General features: G+C 63.5%; 20 protein-coding genes and 1 riboswitch. Of the genes, 14 read left to right on the plus strand and 6 right to left on the minus strand.

Annotated features, from left to right (window positions below; genetic code table 11):
* Nucleotides 1–25: 25 nt before the first annotated feature.
* From O1W68_RS08155 to O1W68_RS08170, 4 genes are all read left to right on the plus strand, one after another.
* Nucleotides 26–553 carry a hypothetical protein gene (locus O1W68_RS08155; RefSeq protein ID WP_269302507.1) on the plus strand — a complete coding sequence of 176 codons (528 nt, stop codon included), beginning with the start codon at nt 26–28 and terminating at the stop codon, nt 551–553.
* Between the two features lie 84 nt (nt 554–637).
* Nucleotides 638–2,044, plus strand: a complete 1,407-nt coding sequence (locus O1W68_RS08160; protein ID WP_269302508.1) for a PepSY-associated TM helix domain-containing protein — start codon at nt 638–640, stop codon at nt 2,042–2,044.
* Nucleotides 2,041–2,520: a copper chaperone PCu(A)C gene (locus tag O1W68_RS08165; RefSeq protein WP_269302510.1), complete on the plus strand. Its 480-nt coding sequence runs from the start codon at nt 2,041–2,043 to the stop codon at nt 2,518–2,520. Before O1W68_RS08160 ends, O1W68_RS08165 begins: the two co-directional genes overlap by 4 nt.
* Nucleotides 2,513–3,688, plus strand: coding sequence for a Dyp-type peroxidase (locus O1W68_RS08170; RefSeq protein WP_442972300.1), 1,176 nt, complete (start codon nt 2,513–2,515; stop codon nt 3,686–3,688). Before O1W68_RS08165 ends, O1W68_RS08170 begins: the two co-directional genes overlap by 8 nt.
* A 10-nt stretch (nt 3,689–3,698) precedes the next feature.
* On the opposite strand, the gene O1W68_RS08175 is transcribed toward O1W68_RS08170, so the two are convergent.
* Entirely contained in the window at nt 3,699–4,133 is a 435-nt protein-coding gene (locus O1W68_RS08175) for a hypothetical protein (RefSeq protein WP_269302511.1), read from the minus strand.
* Between the two features lie 83 nt (nt 4,134–4,216).
* Between O1W68_RS08175 and O1W68_RS08180 the strand changes: the two genes are divergently transcribed.
* The 4 genes from O1W68_RS08180 to O1W68_RS08195 all read left to right on the plus strand — a co-directional run bounded on the left by O1W68_RS08180 (nt 4,217) and on the right by O1W68_RS08195 (nt 7,141).
* Nucleotides 4,217–4,570: a cupredoxin domain-containing protein gene (locus O1W68_RS08180; protein WP_269302513.1), complete on the plus strand. Its 354-nt coding sequence runs from the start codon at nt 4,217–4,219 to the stop codon at nt 4,568–4,570.
* 54 nt (nt 4,571–4,624) lie between these two features.
* Nucleotides 4,625–5,038, plus strand: a complete 414-nt coding sequence (locus O1W68_RS08185) for a DUF2752 domain-containing protein (RefSeq protein ID WP_269302515.1) — start codon at nt 4,625–4,627, stop codon at nt 5,036–5,038.
* A gap of 208 nt (nt 5,039–5,246) precedes the next feature.
* Entirely contained in the window at nt 5,247–5,909 is a 663-nt protein-coding gene (locus O1W68_RS08190; protein WP_269302517.1) for a GntR family transcriptional regulator, read from the plus strand.
* Nucleotides 5,906–7,141, plus strand: coding sequence for an MFS transporter (locus O1W68_RS08195; RefSeq protein ID WP_269302519.1), 1,236 nt, complete (start codon nt 5,906–5,908; stop codon nt 7,139–7,141). Before O1W68_RS08190 ends, O1W68_RS08195 begins: the two co-directional genes overlap by 4 nt.
* 120 nt (nt 7,142–7,261) lie before the next feature.
* Here O1W68_RS08195 and O1W68_RS08200 read toward each other — a convergent pair whose 3' ends face one another.
* Both O1W68_RS08200 and O1W68_RS08205 read right to left on the minus strand, forming a co-directional pair.
* Entirely contained in the window at nt 7,262–8,575 is a 1,314-nt protein-coding gene (locus O1W68_RS08200) for a M1 family metallopeptidase (protein WP_269302885.1), read from the minus strand.
* Nucleotides 8,576–8,601: 26 nt separating this feature from the next.
* On the minus strand, nt 8,602–12,531 hold the full coding sequence (locus O1W68_RS08205) for a Pls/PosA family non-ribosomal peptide synthetase (RefSeq protein WP_269302522.1): 3,930 nt from the start codon (nt 12,529–12,531) through the stop codon (nt 8,602–8,604).
* A 220-nt stretch (nt 12,532–12,751) separates the two neighbouring features.
* Nucleotides 12,752–12,867: riboswitch (SAM riboswitch) on the plus strand.
* Between the two features lie 54 nt (nt 12,868–12,921).
* Here O1W68_RS08205 and O1W68_RS08210 point away from each other — a divergent pair.
* Together O1W68_RS08210 and O1W68_RS08215 are read left to right on the plus strand one after the other, a co-directional pair.
* Nucleotides 12,922–14,334, plus strand: coding sequence for an aminotransferase class V-fold PLP-dependent enzyme (locus tag O1W68_RS08210; protein WP_269302523.1), 1,413 nt, complete (start codon nt 12,922–12,924; stop codon nt 14,332–14,334).
* Nucleotides 14,335–14,474: 140 nt separating this feature from the next.
* The gene (locus O1W68_RS08215; RefSeq protein WP_269302526.1) at nt 14,475–15,002 is read left to right on the plus strand and encodes a hypothetical protein; all 528 of its coding nucleotides are present in this window, start codon (nt 14,475–14,477) and stop codon (nt 15,000–15,002) included.
* Nucleotides 15,003–15,055: 53 nt separating this feature from the next.
* Here O1W68_RS08215 and O1W68_RS08220 read toward each other — a convergent pair whose 3' ends face one another.
* Together O1W68_RS08220 and O1W68_RS08225 are read right to left on the minus strand one after the other, a co-directional pair.
* Nucleotides 15,056–15,529, minus strand: coding sequence for a YbaK/EbsC family protein (locus O1W68_RS08220; protein ID WP_269302528.1), 474 nt, complete (start codon nt 15,527–15,529; stop codon nt 15,056–15,058).
* 39 nt (nt 15,530–15,568) lie between these two features.
* Nucleotides 15,569–16,561 (minus strand): hypothetical protein, encoded by a 993-nt coding sequence (locus O1W68_RS08225; RefSeq protein WP_269302530.1) that lies wholly within the window; start codon nt 16,559–16,561, stop codon nt 15,569–15,571.
* Between the two features lie 128 nt (nt 16,562–16,689).
* Between O1W68_RS08225 and O1W68_RS08230 the strand changes: the two genes are divergently transcribed.
* Genes O1W68_RS08230 through O1W68_RS08245 form a run of 4 tightly spaced genes read left to right on the plus strand, consistent with a single transcriptional unit; the run spans nt 16,690 to nt 18,844 of the window.
* The gene (locus O1W68_RS08230) at nt 16,690–17,271 is read left to right on the plus strand and encodes a TetR/AcrR family transcriptional regulator (protein ID WP_269302886.1); all 582 of its coding nucleotides are present in this window, start codon (nt 16,690–16,692) and stop codon (nt 17,269–17,271) included.
* Between the two features lie 29 nt (nt 17,272–17,300).
* Complete coding sequence (locus O1W68_RS08235) at nt 17,301–17,522, plus strand: DUF6480 family protein (protein WP_269302532.1); 222 nt, start codon at nt 17,301–17,303, stop codon at nt 17,520–17,522.
* 35 nt (nt 17,523–17,557) lie between these two features.
* Nucleotides 17,558–18,385: a crotonase/enoyl-CoA hydratase family protein gene (locus O1W68_RS08240; protein ID WP_269302533.1), complete on the plus strand. Its 828-nt coding sequence runs from the start codon at nt 17,558–17,560 to the stop codon at nt 18,383–18,385.
* A 6-nt stretch (nt 18,386–18,391) separates the two neighbouring features.
* Entirely contained in the window at nt 18,392–18,844 is a 453-nt protein-coding gene (locus O1W68_RS08245) for a MarR family winged helix-turn-helix transcriptional regulator (RefSeq protein ID WP_269302535.1), read from the plus strand.
* A 66-nt stretch (nt 18,845–18,910) separates the two neighbouring features.
* Here O1W68_RS08245 and O1W68_RS08250 read toward each other — a convergent pair whose 3' ends face one another.
* A complete protein-coding gene (locus tag O1W68_RS08250) occupies nt 18,911–19,381 on the minus strand; it encodes a PAS domain-containing protein (RefSeq protein WP_269302537.1) in 471 nt (156 codons plus the stop codon).
* Nucleotides 19,382–19,435 lie beyond the last annotated feature (54 nt).

Below are 19,435 nucleotides of genomic sequence, written 5' to 3' on the forward strand. Positions count from 1 at the left end.
CTGTAGTAGACGGTATGGTGTGCCCATGACTTCCCGGCCCGACGGTCGCGCACGCGTGCGCGGTGCATTCGTCGGTGCCGCATCCGGTGCGCTGAGTGTCGCCGCGCACGGTGTCGGTGGGGGAGCCATGATGCCGAGCGAAGCGGCGCTGATTCTGCTCCTCGCAATCAGTGCCGCGGTGGGTGGAGCGGTCGCAGCTCTCGGGGAGCGTGGGGGATGGGCTTCGACGCCGGCGACCCTGATCTTCGGACAGTTGCTCGGCCACACGATCTTGACGATTGCCGCCGAACATGATCACGGGTCTTTCTTGACACCCACGATGGCCTGTGCTCACGCATTCGCAACGGTATTGTGTGCGTTGCTGATTCGCGCCGCCATTCTGGGGTATGGGCATGCACTGTCCATCCTCCGTCGTATTCTCCCGGTGCTGAACCTGTCGATTCCGGTGCAGGAGTTTCCCCGCTCCGGTGCACCCGAATATCGTCCCGATGTCGTTCTTCGGCTGTTGGTGTGTTCCGGGGTCGGTACACGCGGGCCTCCCCGCCCCGCCTGACCTCACCCTTTTCCGAAGCGGCGCGCCAATTGATGGCGGAGTCTCGCTTCGGCACATCCACATCCGAACGAATCGAGCACACCCATGCCTGAAACCGGCACGGTCGAAGGCGGCACAGTTCTGCCCTCGACCGATGCATCGGGGTCGACAGGTTCCCGACCCCGCCCGTCCCTGGTGATGCGATTGCACTTCTACGCAGGCATTCTCATCGCCCCGTTCATTCTCGTCGCCGCCATCAGCGGCGGGCTCTACGCGCTTGCTCCCACCGCAGAGAACATCGTCTACAGCGATCTGCTGCAGACGAATTCTTCTGGCCCGACTGTCTCCGTCGCCGAACAAGTCACTGCAGCGCAACAGGTTCGACCCGACCTGACGGTGTCGGCAGTGAGGCCTTCGACCGAGGTGGGCGACACCACCCGGGTCATGTTCACCGACACCTCTCTCGGCCAATCCGAGCAGATGGCGGTGTTCGTCGATCCGGTGACCGGTCGCTCCGTCGGTGAGTCCGTCGTCTACGGCAGTAGCAATGCTCTTCCGATTCGCACCTGGATCGGTCAGCTACACCGAAACCTGCATCTCGGTGAACCGGGACGCATCTACAGCGAACTCGCTGCCTCCTGGCTGTGGGTCGTCGCGCTCGGCGGCGTTGTCCTATGGGTGCGACGCTACCGCCGCGGTGGACGCCTGCTCACCGTCGACCGTTCTGTCGAAGGTCGCGTCCGTACCAGGAATTGGCATGGAGGAGTGGGTATCTGGACCGCGGTCGGACTGATCTTCTTATCCGCTACCGGCCTGACCTGGTCGGCCTCTGCGGGCGAGAACATCACCGAGCTCCGAACGGCGTTGAAATGGACCACTCCGGCATTGAGCACGTCGGCGGGCGAACATGCAGGGCACGACATGCCGGCGATGACACCCATCGCCCCGGACTCGTTCGGTTCCAGCGTCGGCCGGGTCGATGCCGTGCTCGGAACTGCTCGATCGCAGGGTATCGACGGCAAGGTCGAGGTCACCATTCCCACCGATCCGAGTTCCGCGTTCGTCGTTACACAGACCCGGCAACCGTTCGTATTCTCGCCCAGCTCGATCGCCATCGACGGAGCCACGAACGATGTGGTGGACACCAACTGGTTCAGCGAGTGGCCCCTCGCGGCGAAGCTCTCGACGTGGGGCATCGCGTTGCACATGGGCATTCTGTTCGGCCTGGTCAATCAGATCGCGCTGGCTCTGCTCGTGGCCGCACTGGTCACCGTCATCGTGCGCGGGTACCTGATGTGGTGGCAACGGCGTCCTGTGGGCGCAGTGGTGGGTAGCCCGGCTGCTCGCGGCGGGTTCGCACGTCGATCCCTCGTGAAGAAGGTGGCTTTCGTGATCGGGTTCGCCGCCCTCGGGTGGTTCGTGCCACTGCTCGGAATCAGCCTTCTTGTATTTCTCATCATCGATGCCGCACTCGGAGTCCGGCATCGAACCAACACTATGGAGGCGTCATGACATTCGGAAGAACATTGCTTGTGGCACTGGCTGCCGGGACGCTGCTCGTCGGCTGTTCCTCGAACGACGCCCCGACGCCCGAGGCGGACTCCGTCACCGTCAGGGAAGCATGGGTCAAGGCGGCAGACGACGGCATGACCTCGGCATTCGCTGAAATCCAGAACACCGGGGAGGGGCAGGTGCGCGTCGTATCCGCGCAGTCGCCTTCGTCTCCGATGGTGGAATTGCACGAGATCGTCTCCAGCGCAGATGGTTCCATGGTCATGAAGCCCAAGGATGGTGGCTTCACTGTCGCTGGTGGCGAAACCAAAGTGCTTCAGGCAGGCGACGACCACATCATGCTGATGGGGGTGAGTGCGCCGTTGGACCCGGGTAGTGACACCGAGTTCACGCTGACCTTCGAGGATGGGTCGACTTCGACGTTCACGGCGCAGGTCCGCGAGTTCGCGGGCGCGCAGGAAAACTACGGTGGCTGAGCGGACACCTCCGCATCGCACGAGAATCAGTCGGCGACACCTCCTCGGCGGAGGTGTCGCCGCACTCGGCGCTGCCGGAATGACCTATGGAATCGCCAGGGAGCCTGCTGAATCCGACTTCGGAGGCCTGACGGTTCCCTACTACGGTGAGCATCAGTCCGGGATCGCCACCCCAGCGCAAGCCCACGGAATGTTCGTAGCCTTCGACTTGCGAGCGGGCGCGACGAGGGCCGATGTCGTCGGCATCATGAAGATGTGGACAGCCGATGCTGCGCGATTGACGCAAGGATTGCCGGCTTTGGCCGATACCGAGCCCGAACTGGCACTGGACCCAGCAAGGCTCACCGTCACTGTCGGATTCGGCCCCGGCGCATATGGCGCCTCCGGTATAACCAAGCCGGGGTGGTTGGGTCCATTGCCCGAGTTCGGTATCGACCGACTCGAATTGCGTTGGAGCGGAGGTGATCTACTGCTACAGCTGTGCGCCGACGACCCCGTTTCCCTCGCGCACGCAGTCCGCGTGTTGGCCAAGAATGTGCGCTCGACGGCGTCGATCCGCTGGGTTCAACGTGGTTTTCGAGCAGCACACGGAGCGCAGCCCTCTGGCGCCACGATGCGGAATCTGATGGGGCAGGTCGACGGTACCGAGAATCCCGATCCAGCAACGGATTTCGATGCTCTGGTGTGGGACAGTACCGGCGGAACTTCACTGGTGTTGCGCAGAATTGCCGTCGAACTCGATACGTGGGACGAGTTGGACCGTGGAGGAAGAGAGTTCGTGCTGGGGCGGCGACTCGACACCGGGGCGCCGCTGACCGGGAAGCTCGAGCGTGACGTCGCGGACTTCGAGGCTACCGACCGCTTCGGTATATCGGTGATCTCACCGGCTTCGCACATCGCCCGTGCGCATCACACCCATGACGGTGAGCGATTCTTCCGCCGCGCCTACAACTACGACGATCCACCGTCGGATGGCACGACCAGCAACTCCGGCCTGATCTTCGCCGCTTTCCAACGCGATATCGACAGTCAATTTCTTCCGGTGCAACAACGACTGGACGCCCATGATGCGCTCAACGAGTGGACAACCCCCATTGGGTCTGCGGTCTTCGCGATTCCGCCGGGGGTCGAGGAAGGAGGCTATCTGGGCGAGCAGGTGTTCCGATAGCTGCGAGAACTCAGGGAACCCACCAGTGACCGTTACCGCGGACGATCGTCCAGCCGCCCGGGATGTCGGTCCACGCCGAGACGTCACCCGACCCGGTGCGGATGGGCCCGGTGTCCAGCGGTCCGGGGTATGCGACGCCACCGACCTGGGTGGTGTTGTTGAACCAGTTGATGGCGCAGTTGCACCAGTTGTTGAGGGAGAAGTCGCTCAAGCCTGGGAGCGCGGGATCGACCCGGACGAAGATCGGTTGGTTGATGAACACCTGATCGAGTCGCCATTGGAGAACGCCTGCAGGATCGAAGCCGACGGTTGGGCTGATTTCCCCCGCGGGCACGAAGCGTGCAGGCGCTGCTTGGGCGGTCGCCGACCCCATCAGCGAAGCGACGAGGACGAACAGGAGGGAGAACAGGGCAGCTGCGCTGCTGCGACCGTGTCGCTCGGTCATGGGTGGTGCCTCTCGCAGGGGTGAACTTCCGCGATGATGTTACCCGAGCTCAGGACCACCCGCCTGCCGGTAGCCTCGGTGAAGTGAAAACTTCGAGGGCCTTCTCAGGGTGTATCGCATCGGCATTCGTCCTCGCGTCTCTGATCGGCTGTTCCTCGCCGGAACCCGAACAAGCTCCGGCGCCGGTGGCGAACCAGGTGACGGTGAAAGACCGCAGCTACACGCCCGCGAGCATCACCGTCGACGTCGGCGACACGGTGACCTGGGTGTTCGACGACGGAGGCATCACGCACGACGTCGTCGCCGATGACAAGTCCTTCCGTAGCCCGCTGATGACCTCGAATACGTTCACCCACACGTTCACCGAACCGGGAACGTACACGTATCACTGCACCCCGCACCCGGACATGACGGGAACCGTTCTTGTTCAGGGCTGAGTTGTAGTAGCTGGTCGGACGTCCTGGGCTCGCATCACCGATATCGTGGAACAGGTGATCTCACTCGACCTGCGTAGGGGGACAGGAGCGCCGCTGGCTGTCGGAGTTCTCGCCGTCGCAGCCGGGGCATTGTTGTACGTCCGGGATCCTCGGACGTCGACGTATCTTCCGTGCCCGATCCATGCCGTCACCGGGTTGTGGTGTCCAGGGTGTGGCACGACGCGGGCCCTCGGTGACCTGGTGCGCGGTGACCCACAGTCCGCCCTGACCACGAACGCGCTGGCCGTCGTACTCGTTGTCGTGGGGGTTGTGGTGTGGGGCGTGTGGCTACGCGCCCGTGCGCGCGGCAGGGCCTTCGGCATCAGGCGTCCGCCGACGTGGCTGTTCGTCGCGAGTGTCGCCGTCGTGGTGGCGTTCACGATTCTGCGCAACATTCCAGCCGGCAGTTGGCTCGCGCCGGCGTCATAGTTGTCCGCTCTTGGTCTTCCCGAAGGAGTAAGCGCATGTGGCTCGAAGTGTTCTCGGTTGTGGTTCTCATAGGGGCACTTGTGGTGCTCATTCCGACTGCTCGGCGCGTGTTCAAGAAGGGTGAGGACGAATGAGCGGTTCGCTGTATGGGCCTGTGTGACGAAGTCCAAGATGAGGCGGGGAAGCATCGACATCTAGTATCTATGTTGTGTCTATCCCCGCATCGAACTCGACATCGGCATCGGAGCAGGCTTACCTGACCGTCAAGGAACTCATCGTCACCGGTGAACTTCCCGGCGGAGAGCTGGTCAGCGAAGGTGACATCGCCGGACGCATGGACGTGAGCCGGACTCCGGTTCGCGAGGCGTTCCTCCGACTTCAGGTCGAAGGATGGATGCGCCTCTATCCCAAGCGAGGAGCACTCGTCGTGCCGATCGCGCCCGGCGAGGCCGAACATATCGTCTCGGCGCGCTGGATCGTCGAGACTGCCAGCGTTCGCACTGTCGTCCGTGACGAACGGGCCCGAACCGAACTTCTCGCTGATCTCCGCAGCAACCTCGAGCACCAACGCAGCCTCGTCGAGACAGGGACGGCAGCCGAATTCAGCGCTGCCGACGCAGACTTTCACCGGTTGATAGTGCGTGCTGGCGGAAACCCACTTCTCGACGAGTTCTACACCGGTCTTCGCGAGCGTCAGCGACGGATGACGGCGCATTCACTCATCCGCGATCCCGGGCAGATCTCGCGGATCGTCGACGATCACGCCGAGCTCTCCGACTTGATCGAAGCAGGCGACGTCGACGGTTTCGCTGATGCGGTAGAGCGACACATGAACCGGGTGCATGGATTGACCGAGGGGGGTCGGAAATGACCGCACTCTCCACCGAGTCGAACGTCACCAAGGTCGGTACTGCTCGCTGGCTACTCGTCGCCGCAGGCATGTTCGCGGTCGCATGGGGCGGAAACGAATTCACCCCGCTTCTGGTGATGTACCGGCTCGAGCACGGCTTCTCTGCCGTCACGGTCGATTTGTTTCTGTTCGCGTATGTCATCGGGATAGTGCCCGCGCTGCTCATCTGCGGGCCGCTGTCCGACCGGCTGGGGCGACGGCCGGTGATGTTGCCCGCGACGGCAGTGGCCGCTGCCGGATCGATTCTCATCTCGTTCGGCGCCGACAGCGCAGGCGTGCTGTTCAGCGGCCGGGTTTTCAGCGGAGTCGCTCTCGGTATCGGGATGGCCGTCGGCGGCAGTTGGGTGAAAGAGCTGACCGCCCTGGACTCTTCGGCCGCAGCCGGCGCGGGAGCACGTCGCGCGGCGATGAGTTTGACTGCAGGTTTCGCGCTCGGTGCAGGCGTCGCCGGCATCTTGGCACAGTGGGCGCCGTGGCCGACGCATTTCGCGTACCTCGTTCATGTGGGCATCTGCGTCCTCGCAGGGATCGGCATGGCGTCGGTACCGGAGACGCGGGCTGCCGTGCCGCCGTTGGATCGTGAACCGCTTCGCAAAGATCTGTTGATCCCCGCGGCGTCGCACCGAAGATTCCTTTTGGTCGTAGTTCCCTTGGCGCCGTGGGTGTTCGGTGCCGCAAGTGTCGCGTACGCGGTATTGCCATCGTTGATGGCAGACAACAGTGGGGGTTACCCCATCGCACTGTCGGCACTGATGTCGGTGATCGCGCTCGGCTCCGGTTTCGCCATCCAGGCGATCGGGCGCAAGATCGACACTCCGACTCACGCCAGAGGGGCGCTCGTTGCCCTCGCCATTCTGGTCGTCGGGATGTTGCTCGCAGCGTGGGCCGCATCGGTATTGACGATCGCCGCCGCTCTCATCGCGGCGGCAGTGCTCGGTTGCGGTTACGGCATGGCGTTGGTATCCGGATTGCACGAGGTGCAACGTATCGCCGGCCCCGATGACTTGGCCGGACTGACCGCTGTGTTCTATTCACTCACGTACCTGGGGTTCGCGATACCGGCGATTCTGTCCGCGCTCACCGAGCAGTGGCCGGGGGTCGTGACCTATCCCGCCATCTTCGTCTTCGGATCGGTTCTCGCTGCGCTCTGCTGGGTGTTCGTTCGGACTCGGTCGAGAGCGCACCTTCCCTGAGTCGTGCGGGGCGGCAATTTACTCCCCCATTCGGAATTCGTACCCCCTGCAGAGGGTACGAATTCCGAATAGCGGAGTAAATGTGCGTCGGCGGCGGAGCCTACGGAAGCGTGCCGGAGCCTAAGGAAGCGCCGGTAGCTCCGCCTGATAGAGCCAGCTGTCCCAGAGTGTTCGCGGGCAACCGAAGCGTGATGCCAGGTCGATGAAGTCCTGGCTCGATACCGTCGAATAGCGATATTCTTTGGTCCACAGCTGAATCAGTGCGAAGAACCGCTCGTCACCCACGGTCCTCCGCAGTGAATGCAATGCCAGCGCGCCACGTTTGTAGACCCGGTCATCGAACAGCTTGGCCTTGCCTGGATCGCCGAGTATCAGATCCTTCGGCAAGGTCTGCTGGATGGCGTATGCGCGCTGCGCCTTGTCGTGAGCGCTTGCGCCACCGGAGTTTTCGACCCAGATCCATTCGGAGTAGCACGCGAAGCCTTCGTGTAGCCAGATGTCCGCCCAGGTTCCGAGGGTGAGGCTGTTGCCGAACCACTGGTGCGCAAGCTCATGTGCGACAAGGCGTTCGAAGCGGCGATCACCCGAACAATGATTGGCGCCGAAGATCGAAATGCCTTGCGCCTCGATCGGAATTTCCAGTTCGTCATCGGTGACGACAACGGTGTAGGCCGCGAACGGGTACGGGCCGTACAGGCGGACGAAGGTCTCCATCATCTGGGCTTGACGGCCGAAATCGTGATCGTAGTGCCGACGCAGCCGTGGAGGGATGATCGCCTCTATCGGTACGGGCTCGGTGCTGGTGACGCGGTGCTCGTAGTGCCCGATCTGGATGGTGGCAAGGTACGTCGCCATGGGTTCGGGCTGCTCGTATACCCACGTCGTGCGGCTCGCCCGAGTCTGCTTGCGCACCAACGTTCCATTGGCCACCGCATAGTAGGGCGAGTCCGTGGTGATCGTGATGCCGTAGCTCGCGTTGGATACGGGATGGTCGTCGCAGGGAAACCAGGACGCGGCACCGTTGGGTTGGCTCGCGACGATGGCCCCTTCGGCGAGTTCGTCCCAGCCGACTTCACCCCAGAAACTGTTGATGGGCTTGGGAATTCCGCCGTAATGCACGGTGACGACGAGCGCCCCACCCGAGAGGATCGGTTTGGCCATGGTGATCTTCAACTTGCCGCGCTGCTGCGAGAACTTCACCGAGCGAGACCCGTTAACCGACACCTTGGACACCCGCAGTGCAGGCCCGAGATCGAGCGCGAACTTCGCAATGGTCGCGGTGGTGACGGCGGTTATCTGTGCCGTTCCGGTCAGTCGATTGCTGTCGACCTTGTATTCGAGATCCAGCTCGTACCGCGAGACCCGATATCCGCGGTTGCCGCTCTCGGGCAGGTACGGGTCGATCGGCGCATCGTTGGCGTCGAGGTCGAACATCGGAGTCACCGTTTTCGGGCCAGGTTTCACAGGGTCACCTCGGCCGCTGCAGTGATCCGGCGGTACGGATCGCCCTTTGCCCACGGCGCGATCGGGTTACCCTGCCAACGCGTGTGCGCAGGCACGGTGTCACCGCGCATGACCAGAGATGCCGGCCCGACGGTCGCACCGTCGCCGATTCCCGCGGCAGGCAGTGCGACGCAATGCTGCCCCAGTGTGGCTCCTCGTCCGAGGGTGACGCTGTCCATGGACATGATCCGATCATGGAACAGGTGCGTCTGCACAACGCACCCACGGTTGACTGTCGCGCCGTCGGCAAGTGTCACAAGATCGGCTTCCGGCAGCCAGTATGTTTCACACCAGACTCCGTGGCCGATGTCCGCGCCGAGCCAACGAAGCCACATGTTGAGCACCGCCGTGCCTTCTGCTGCCCGCGCGAACCACGGGGCCGCGACGGTTTCGACGAACGTGTCGGACACTTCGTTGCGCCACACGAACGAGCTCCACAGCGGGTGCTCCACCTTGTCGATGCGGCCGACCCAGGCCCACTTCGCCAGCGCGGATATGGCGGCGGCGACGGCACCGGCAATCAGCAGTACGACTCCGCTGAGTAGAGCGGCAAGCCAGTACCCATGACTGTCGGCCAGTGCGAAGAGTCCGAACAACACACCAAGGCCGATCGCGAACGTCACAACCACGGGGATCAGTCGGCAGGTCTCGACGAATGCCCGGGCGATCTTGAGCTTCGTCGGCGGATCGAACGTGCGCGAGGAGTCTGCTCTCCCGGAGGCACGACGCAACCGCACGGGTGGGCTGCCGAGCCAGGACGATCCCGATTTCGCCTTGTCCGGGGTAGCCGACAGCACTGCGACGAGGCCGTTCTTCGGGACTGTGCGTCCTGGACCCGTCATGCCCGAGTTGCCGAGGAATGCGCGCTTGCCGACCTTGGCATCCCCGAGGCGCATCCAGCCGCCGCCTAGCTCGTAGCTTGCGATCATCGTGTCGTCGGCGAGGAATGCACCGTCGGCGACGGTGGTGAATTTCGGAATCATCAGCACTGTCGAGGCCTCGACGTCCTTGCCGATCTTGGCGCCGAGAAGTCGCAGCCATCCCGGCGTCAACAAGCTGGCGTAGAGCGGGAACAGGAAGGTCCGCGCGGAGTCCATGATTCGTTCCGTTGCCCACACCTGAAAGCCGATTCGGCTGCGAACCGGGTGATAGCCCTCGGTCAGGCCGATGCTGCACAGACGCACCGCGGCCACCGTGATGAGCGCGAACGTCGCGAGCGAGACCATCGTGGCGACAGGTAGCAGCAGCACGCCGCGGCCGAGTGCACCGAGCAGCGTCGTCGCAGTGTGCAGCCACCAACCCATCAGTACCAACGAGACGCCGATCGAGAAGATCGCCATACCCGACAGGAACAGCGACGCGACGCCGTACGCCACGATCCACCGGGTCGCGCGAGGTGGTGTTTCCTCGGGCCACGGGTGCTCGGCCTTGCCGATCTTCGTGGCGGGGGAGCCCGCCCACATCTGACCGGCTTTGACGCGTCCGACAACCGCGGAACCTGCAGTGACGACGGCGTTCTTGCCGACCGAGGTGCCGGGAAGGAGCGTCGATCGTGCGCCGACAGTTGCCCCTGCACCGATCCTGATGCCGCCGACGTAGACGATGTCACCGTCGATCCAGTGACCGGTTAGGTCGACCTCGGGTTCGACGGAGCAGCCGTCGCCGAGTTCGAGCATTCCCGTAACGGGAGGCATGGTGTGCAGATCGACGCCCTTGCCGATCTTCGCGCCGAGTGCTCGGGCGTAGTAGACCATCCACGGCGCGCCGGACAGGTTGGATGCGCCGCTGGCGTCGGTGAGGCGCGTTGCCGTCCACAGGCGCAGATGCACGCTGCCGCCGCGGTCGTAGGCGCCGGGCTTGACTCCGGTCAGCAGCAGGCGTGAGCCGACGACCGAGATTGCCATCCGGCCGACCGGCGTTATGAACAGCAAGAATGCGACCAGGAGCCACCACCAGGACACCGTCGGCGCCCATGGGACGTCGGCGAACCACGACATGACGTTGGCGAGTATGCCGAGCCAGGTGACCCACTGCAGACCGGTCAGCGTGGTCAGCGGCACCGTTGCGGCGATCTGGATCCACTGCGCCCGACGCGGTGTCGGGATGACCTCACGCGGAACGACGTCGACCGGCGGTGCGAGGTCGTCGAGCATGCGGGCGAGTGAGCCGAGCCGCGGATGGTCGTACAACTGCGCGACGGTGACCTCGGGAAAACGCTGACGCAGCGCTGTTACCAACTGCGCGGCGGACAACGATCCGCCACCGTTCTGGAAGAAGTCGGCGTTGTCGTCGGAGACCTGAGCGCCGAGAATTTCGGTCCACAGTTCGGCAACCCATCCTGCGGTTCCGCCGAGCCCGGACTGTTCGCCCATGCCGGGGAGTGGCCACGGGAGCGCGTTTCGATCCACCTTGCCCGACGTCCGTGTCGGCAGCTCATCGACGAGGGTGAGCCGCGGAACGAGCGCCGATGGAAGTTGCTGGGCGAGCAGGGTGCGCGCGGCGTCGAGATCGAAGTTCGGGTCGGTGCTGGACAGATAACCAATGAGCACCGAGTTGCCCGCGCCGGTGGTGCGAATTGCAGCGGCAGCGCCGGCAACACCGGGGAGGGCCTGTAGTGCGTTGTCGATCTCGCCGAGTTCGATGCGTCGCCCGCCGAGCTTGATCTGATCGTCGGCGCGACCCTGGAAAAGCAGACCTTCGAGCTCTAGTTTGACGAGGTCTCCGCTGCGGTATGCGCGCTCCCAGCCGAGCGTGGGCATGGGCGCATACTTTTCGGCATCCTTCTCGGGGTCGAGATAGCGGGCGAGTCCGACACCGCCGATCACCAGTTCACCGACTTCTCCGACGGCTACGGGCTTGCCCGCAGCATCGACGACCGCGAGATCCCAGCCGTCGAGAGGTAGCCCGATACGCACCGGACCCTTGCCGTCCATGATCGATGCGCAGGCGACGACGGTCGCCTCGGTCGGACCGTAGGTGTTCCACACTTCGCGCCCGTCCACGGCGAGACGCTCGGCCAACTCGGGTGGGCATGCCTCGCCGCCGAAGATGAGCAACCTGACTGCTTCGAGGGCGACGGCAGGCCACAGGGCCGCCAGAGTGGGAACCGTCGACACGACGGTGATGTCGCGCGAGACGAGCCACGGACCCAGGTCCAGGCCACTGCGCACGAGCGAACGGGGTGCGGGCACCAATGCGGCGCCGTGACGCCAGGCGAGCCACATCTCTTCGCACGATGCGTCGAATGCCACGGACAGGCCTGCCAGCACACGATCGCCGGGGCCGAGTGGATCGTCCTGCATGAACATGCGCGCTTCTGCATCGACGAAAGCCGCTGCACTGCGGTGGCTCACGGCCACCCCCTTCGGGGTCCCGGTCGACCCGGAGGTGAAGATGACCCAGGCGTCGTCCTCGGGTGTCGGGGCGCCGACGTCCGAGGCGGGTGCAGTGTCTTTTTCGGCAGTGCCTGCAACGATTCCGCTAGCGGTCACCACCGCGGTGACTCGGGCCTCCCCGAATACGAGTTCGGCGCGCTCGTCCGGGTCGTCCGCGTCGACGGGCACGTAGGCCGCCCCGGCGTTCAGAATCGACAGAATGGCGACGTACAGGGCGAAGGATCCCGACGGCATGCGGATTCCGACGCGATCGCCGCGGCGAACACCGGCCCGAGACAGCCACTGTGATCCCTCGTCGATGTCTACGAGCAATTCGCTGTAGGACACCGCGACAGTGCCGTCGTCGATTGCGGGTGCGTCAGGGTATTGCTCTGCGGTGGCGCGGAGGATATCGATGAGCGTGCGCTGCTCGGGCGCGTGCTCGGAGCGCAAGAAGTCGGTGGGTACGTCGGCCGAAGGCAGCTCGGGGGCCGAATCCGCTTGTGGTTGCACAGAAAACCGGGTGTCCTTCTTCTCGTTGGTTCCGAATTGCGAGTGAACCTCGACGGTCGTTATCTCATGTTCGGGTGGCCGGAAGGTGAACGGACGGATGGATCGGTGAGGCTCGACACCGCGCGAATTCTACTCGGGATACGGCTTCGGCTCGGCTGGAGACGCGATTTCCTACCGGAAGGGTTGACAACCTCGTAGACCGTTTGCCATCCTCTTCACAGGTCATGAGTACCAGCATCGAGCCCCGGCTTGCTGGTCGGCAACCCTCCTCCGCGGTGGGGTGCTCCGGGTGACGACCTGGCTGACGCCGGAATACCGGCGCGGCAAGCGCGGACTCGATCATCCTTCTTCGATATTTCGAGTCCCTTGATCTACAAGGGGATATTTGTCATGACTGCTGTTCTCGAAAGCTCGTGCGCACCGTTCGCCGTGGTCAGTGGGGCGGACCTCCAGGTCCCGCTGGTCGACGGCAGTAACTGCACTTATGCGAACTTCGATTACGCTGCCAGTGCTCCCGCTCTCGCAGCGGTGACCGATCGGATCGTCGAGCTCCTGCCCTTTTACTCGAGTGTGCATCGCGGTGCAGGCTATACCTCGCGCGTGTCGACGGCGGCGTACGAAAAGGCTCGTGCGACTGTCTCGGATTTTGTTGTTGCACACAGCGACTCGGTGACAATTTTTACCAGGAACACCACCGACTCGCTCAACCTGCTGGCACGGTGCGTGCCCGGTGAGACCGTCGTACTCGACATCGAGCACCACGCAAACCTCTTGCCGTGGCGGGACCGCCGTGTCGTCGTTGCTGCCGACACCCTCGCTGAGACAGTGGCGCGTATCGAGGTCGAGCTCGCCACGAAACCTGCTGCGTTGCTTGCTGTCACGGGCGCCTCGAATGTCACCGGTGAGGTGTTGCCCATTCGTGAACTCGCAGAGCTGGCTCATCGGTACGGTGCCCGCATACTCGTCGACGGCGCCCAGTTGGTACCGCATCGGCGAGTCGACATCAGCGACCTCGGCATCGACTACCTCGCCTTCTCCGGCCACAAGCTGTACGCCCCGCACGGTGCAGGAGTGCTAGTGGGTCGTCGCGACTGGCTCGATGCGGCTCAGCCGTACCTGGCAGGGGGCGGTGCCGTCCATAGTGTGAGCGTGGAATCCACTGCATGGGCGCGCTCGCCCGCGCGTCACGAAGCAGGCACGCCCAATCTCCTCGGTGTCGCCGCAGTGGCTGCGGCGTGCGAGGCGCTCGCCGGGCACGAGAGATCGGGATCCGTCGAACACGAGCGTGCTCTGTCGGACCGATTGCGTGCCGGACTGACGGCAACCCCCGGCGTGCGCTTGCTCGAAGTGTGGACCGACGCTCCGGATACTGTGGGGATCGTCACATTCACGATCGACGGCTTCGGGCCCGGTGAAATTGCTGCCTACCTGTCGGCCGAGCATGGCATCGGTGTTCGAGACGGCAAATTCTGTGCGCATCCACTTCTTGCGCGCCTAGGCCGTCCCGACGGGGCAGTGCGGGCGAGCCTCGGTCTGGGAAGCTCGGGCGCCGACGTCGATCGCCTGCTCGGAGCCATAACGCAGCTCGTGCACGAGGGTGCTTCGTGGACGTACGCGGAGGAGGACGGATGGTGGAATCCGGTGCCCGATCCGCGTCCCTTCCCCGATCTGGTGGACGGGAAGGCAGGAGTCGGATCGGCCTGTGTTCCTGCCGCGGTGCCGGTGAGTGCCCTCGGGGAGCCAGGTGCCGCTGAGTGGAACGAAGCCCCATCGCCGGCTGAAGCGGTTAGCATCGGAATATGACAGCAATTGTCTTGTGGCGCAACCGTCGCTGGTGCGACAGGTACGTCGATTTGTGCCGGACCGCGTCCGGATCTTGTAGGCGCTCGGGTTAGACCCTTACAGAAGCCGCATCCCTTGCCTTGTACGAAGGACACGATCGCATGTCGCACAGTTCCGATATCGCCCACGCTCGCCCCATCCGGCTGGCCCTCGACGTGTTGGGTCAGTGGACCGAACTCACCGACTCGACTCCGTCTTCGGAGATGGTGAGAATTCAGGCCGAGGACCTACGGGAAGCGCAGAATCTGCGCACGCGGCTACGCGCCGAGGCCGTCGAGTCGGGCAAGAACGCCGACGACGTGGCCGTGTATCTCGATATCGAGATACATATTGCGGACGATGCACGCACTGCCCGTCGAGAGTTTTCAGGCCTCGACGCCCCGGTAGTTCCGGCCTCGATTCGCTATATCGGTACACCCGTCGGGCTGGCAGGCCTCATAGCCGATGTGAAAGCTGCTGACGTCGCCGATGGCGTCACCCTGATCGCAGTGGGTCCCCAGGAAGCGAATTTCGGCAAGGTCGCCTACGGCGTCGTGCCGTGGCTGGAAGATCGTGGCGTTGCGTTCTCGGCGTCGAAGGTGGAGGGAGCCACCGGAGTTCGACCTGCCTCGCACGTGCTCGCCTCGTAGCTCGCACTATTACTCGTTCCGCATCTGCCTTCATGTCCCCGCAGCCTTTGCTTTCATGTCATAGACAGAGCGAGTCCGGCGGTGATGCGCAGCAGTTCCGAATAGGTCGTCCGGAAGATCGTGTTCGGATGTCCTGCAGCAGCCCATAATTCGGGGTACTCGGCCAGTTGCTCGTCGACGTATGTGGGCAGATTCGTCGGGTGACCCACCGGTGCGATGCCTCCGATCGGTTGACCGGTGCAGTGCTTGACCAGGTCGAGTGAAGCTTGCGACAACGTGCCCTCCAAGCGCCGACCTGTCCGATCGAGGTTCACGCGGTGCGCACCGGAGACGAGCAGTAGCACTGGGTCGTCGTCGAGCAGAAACACCAGCGACTTCACGATCGCGCCGACGTCGACGCCGAGAGATTCGGCGGCGGCGTCGGCGGTCACTGTCGGCACGGGCGCGGTGACGACCACCCCGTGATGTCCACGCGAGATCAGGACGTCCGCGACGTGGGCTGCGTTCGGGTGAAGAAGCCGGTGCATAGGGCAAGCGTATTGCCAAACGGCAGTCCGTGCCTCGTACTAGGCGTCGACTGGGAGGTTCGAAGATTTCTGTTGTCTGCGGTAGGTGAAGCCGAAGAACAGGGCGAGTCCGATCACTGTGTACAGGGCGAGTGCCAGGGCCGGTTGTCCCAGGCCGGTGCCGGAGAAGTAGACGATGCTCCGAACGCCTTCGGTGCCGACACCTGGGGTGATCCAGCGACCGACTGCCGAATAGAACTCGGGAAGCACGTTCGGACCGAATGCGCCTCCGGCGCTGGGGTTTCCGAGAATGACGAATACGATGATCGCGATCGGCACAGCGGCAACACCCACCGCAGCGCGTAGCCCCAGCGTGAACAGTGCTGTGGCCAGAACCACGGCTGTCCCCAGCAGTGCGAGAGGGAACCAGTGGCCGGCGAACGTGCCGAGGACATGCGTGGTGATGAACGCACCGAGGATTCCGGACAGGATCGAATAGCCGATGAGCACCCCGGATTGAGCCGACGCTTCGCGTAGCGACTTCGGTGCGCCGATGAGGAGCCCGATTGCTGCCGCGAGTAGGTACCCGCCGACGACCCAACCGACGGAGAGATAGAAGCCGGACAATCCGCGGTTGTCGTGGATACTCACGGGAATATCGTCGCGGACGACGAAGGTGCGGTTCTGGCTCTGGTCGACTTCGGTGAAGATTGCCTCGAGCGAGCTGGCAATGGAACTGCCTGCAGCGCTGGCGGTGATGAGTGTATCGGTGCCCGTCGGGCTCAGAACATAGGCGCCCAGGACCTCTCGGTTGCGGATCATTGCACGTGCATCACCCGTGCTGGCAGCAGTTCGGGCATCGAGGGGAGTGCCGTCGATGGCGTTGAGCTTGTCGGCTGTGTCGGAGTCCACTCCGGCAGGGAGTCCTTGCTCGGCTACGACCACGATCGGAATCTCACGAGGCGTGGGCTGATGGAAAGCCGCGACATAGCTGAGGATGAAGCCGAGTTGGAGTATCAGCACTCCGGCCGCTAGCCAGACAACCTTGCGCATGGGTCGAACTCCCTCTCGAAAAATTGTAAATACCTAAGGTATTGAATACTCTAGGTATCGTGATAGTAGATGGTCAAGAAGAGTGGTTGTCGACACAAATGCCGACGGCCAGGCCCGGACGCGAGAACGTGCGTGAACGGCTGCTCGACGCCGCAGCCGACGAGTTCACCGAACACGGATTCGCGGCAGCCAAACTCCAGGACATCGCAAGACGAGCCGGATTCACCAAGGGCGCCGTCTACTCGAATTTCCAGTCCAAGCAGGCGCTGTTCGCCGAGCTGCTCTCGCGCCGTTCGCTGGAACTCGCCGCGCGAGTCGTCGACGACGTGTCCGACCTCGGGCCCGGCGACGCTGCCGGAGCAGGTGGTAGCGCCATCGCGTCGTGGATCGTCGCCGAGCCCCGGTGGCCACTGTTGGTGACCGAGTTCGGCATACATGCAGGTCGAGACCCGAAGTTGGCGGAGAGCTACCGACGCGAGCGTCGACTCCTTCGCGAAGAACTCGCCAACCTGATCTCCGCCAGAGCCGAGGCGTGGGACGTAGCGGACACCCTCGATGCGCGGGAAGTCGCGACGTCACTGCTGGCCCTGATCTCCGGACTGTCCGTCGAGCATTCCGTCGATCCGGACGAGATCGACGAACGAACCATCGGGGCCGCGATCACCGAACTCTTCGCAGGGGCAATCGCCCGGGCGACCGAGCAAGATTGAAGCGGATCTCATCGGGTATCCGACCCGATATGAGCGCTCAGAACCCGGATCCGAACGAAACCGCAGGTTTGGAAAAAGGCGGCGGTGTTCAGCCCGGAGATACGCCACCGGCAGAAACTGGCGTCGGCGGGCCACATCACGAACCGCCGCAGCGAGGGTTGGCATTGCCGATCGTGTTTCTCTGTCTTATCGGGCTAGTTGTGATCATCGTCGCAGCTGGGCTGATCGGTCGAATCTTCGGTCTCTACTAATAGGTGACCGCAGGCATGCCGCTAGGCTCAGCGGCATGAAGGAACAAATCTGGAACGCATTTTCCGTCGAAATCGCCGACCATGTGGCGGTAGTTACCCTGATCGGTCCTGGCAAGGGTAACGCGATGGGCCCGGACTTCTGGAACGAGTGTCCACTGGTTTTCGCGCAGCTCGACGCTGATCCCGACGTACGCGCAATACTCCTCGTCGGCTCGGGCAAACACTTCACTTTCGGTCTCGACCTGGCAGCGATGGCAGGCGAGTTCGCACCGCTGATGGCAGACAAGGCCCTTGCGGGTCCGCGCACCGCATTCCACAACACGATCAAGCGGATGCAGTTGGCTACCAACGCCGTTGCCGACTGCCGCAAGCCCGTCGTTGCAGCCGTGCACGGCTGGTGCATCGGCGGCGGCCTCGATCTCATCAGTGCCGCCGACATCAGGTACGCCAGCTCCGATGCCAAATTCAGTGTTCGCGAAGTGCGGGTCGCCATCGTCGCCGACATGGGTTCGCTCGCGCGACTGCCCGCGATCATCGGCGACGGTCACCTTCGCGAACTCGCATTGACGGGCAAGGACATCGACGCCGCTCGTGCCGAGAAGATCGGACTGATCAACGACGTGTTCGAGGGCCACGACGCGCTGATCGCCGGTGCTCGGGCTACGGCAGCAGAGATTGCCGCCAACCCGCCTCTCGTCGTGCAGGGCGTCAAGGAGGTCCTGGACAACTCACGTGCAGCCGACGTCGACGCCGGCCTTCGATTCGTAGCTGCTTGGAACGCGGCTTTCCTCGCCTCGAATGATTTGACCGAGGCGATCACCGCAGTGTTCGAGAAGCGCCCGGCAGAGTTCTCCGGAAGCTGACCCACCGTGGATTACGCCGAAGAAATCGGTACCCAGCTGGTGCGTCTGCAGCGCGCACGGGACCGCAAGATCGCGCAGCTGACCGAAGAGTCCGGTGGCGTCGACGGGGCAGCTTTCGTGTGCTTGTTTCGATTGCTTCGCGACGGCCCGATGAGGTCGAGTGAGCTGGCGGCACTGGTCAACTCGGACCCGTCGACGGTGAGCAGGCAGGTCGCCCAGCTCGTCGACCGTGGGCATGTCGAACGTGTTCGCGACGAGAGCGACGGCAGAGCGTTTGCCCTGGCCGTCACCGAGTCGGGCAAGGAAGTAGTTCATCGAATCCAGCTGCGCCGGACCGCGCACATCGGCAAGATCATCGAGGACTGGTCGAACGACGACCGTGCGTCATTGGTCGAACTGTTGGACAGATTTCTGACCGATTACGAGCGATCCAGAGTGGATGCGTCCAGAGGTTCGTGAGGACCGAATCCAGGTCGGTCATGTCTCGTCTCCGGGCTACCCGGGTCGAGGCATGACGACCCGGAGTCAGCGTAGGGCGCTTTTGGGGTCGTTCCAGAGTTGATCGGTGAAGTCCTCCAGCGCGACGAGTACGACCGTGTCCTCGGCTCGACGAAGGATCGATTTACTGGCCCGAACCTGGACCACATCGCCGGTCTTGTCGGTCATGCGCCACAGCGAATCAGCTCGCGTGGCAACCGTCGTCAAGAACATGTCGGCGACGTTGACGCCCTCGGGGGCCTGATCGGGAAAGATGTCGTGCAAATGAAAGTCTGCACGAGCGGATTCCTCGGTGCCGAACAAATCGTCGAAGGCTTCGTTCGCGAACACGATTGCGCCACTGGGATCGACCGCGAGAATCGGCACGGGGATGCGGTCGAGAACAACCGTCACCGGCAGCTCCGGAAATTGTCCTGCATCGGAGACGAAGCTGACTTGTCTGTTCTTACGACGCTCGCCCGAATCTGCGGACGAATCGACGGAATTGCTTTCGCTCATAAATCTCCCCACTAGTGCGTCGATCGAACCATGCTGTGCTGCGTACCGCAGGGG

This window comes from Rhodococcus sp. H36-A4, assembly GCF_027158005.1.
GTDB lineage: Bacteria > Actinomycetota > Actinomycetes > Mycobacteriales > Mycobacteriaceae > Rhodococcoides.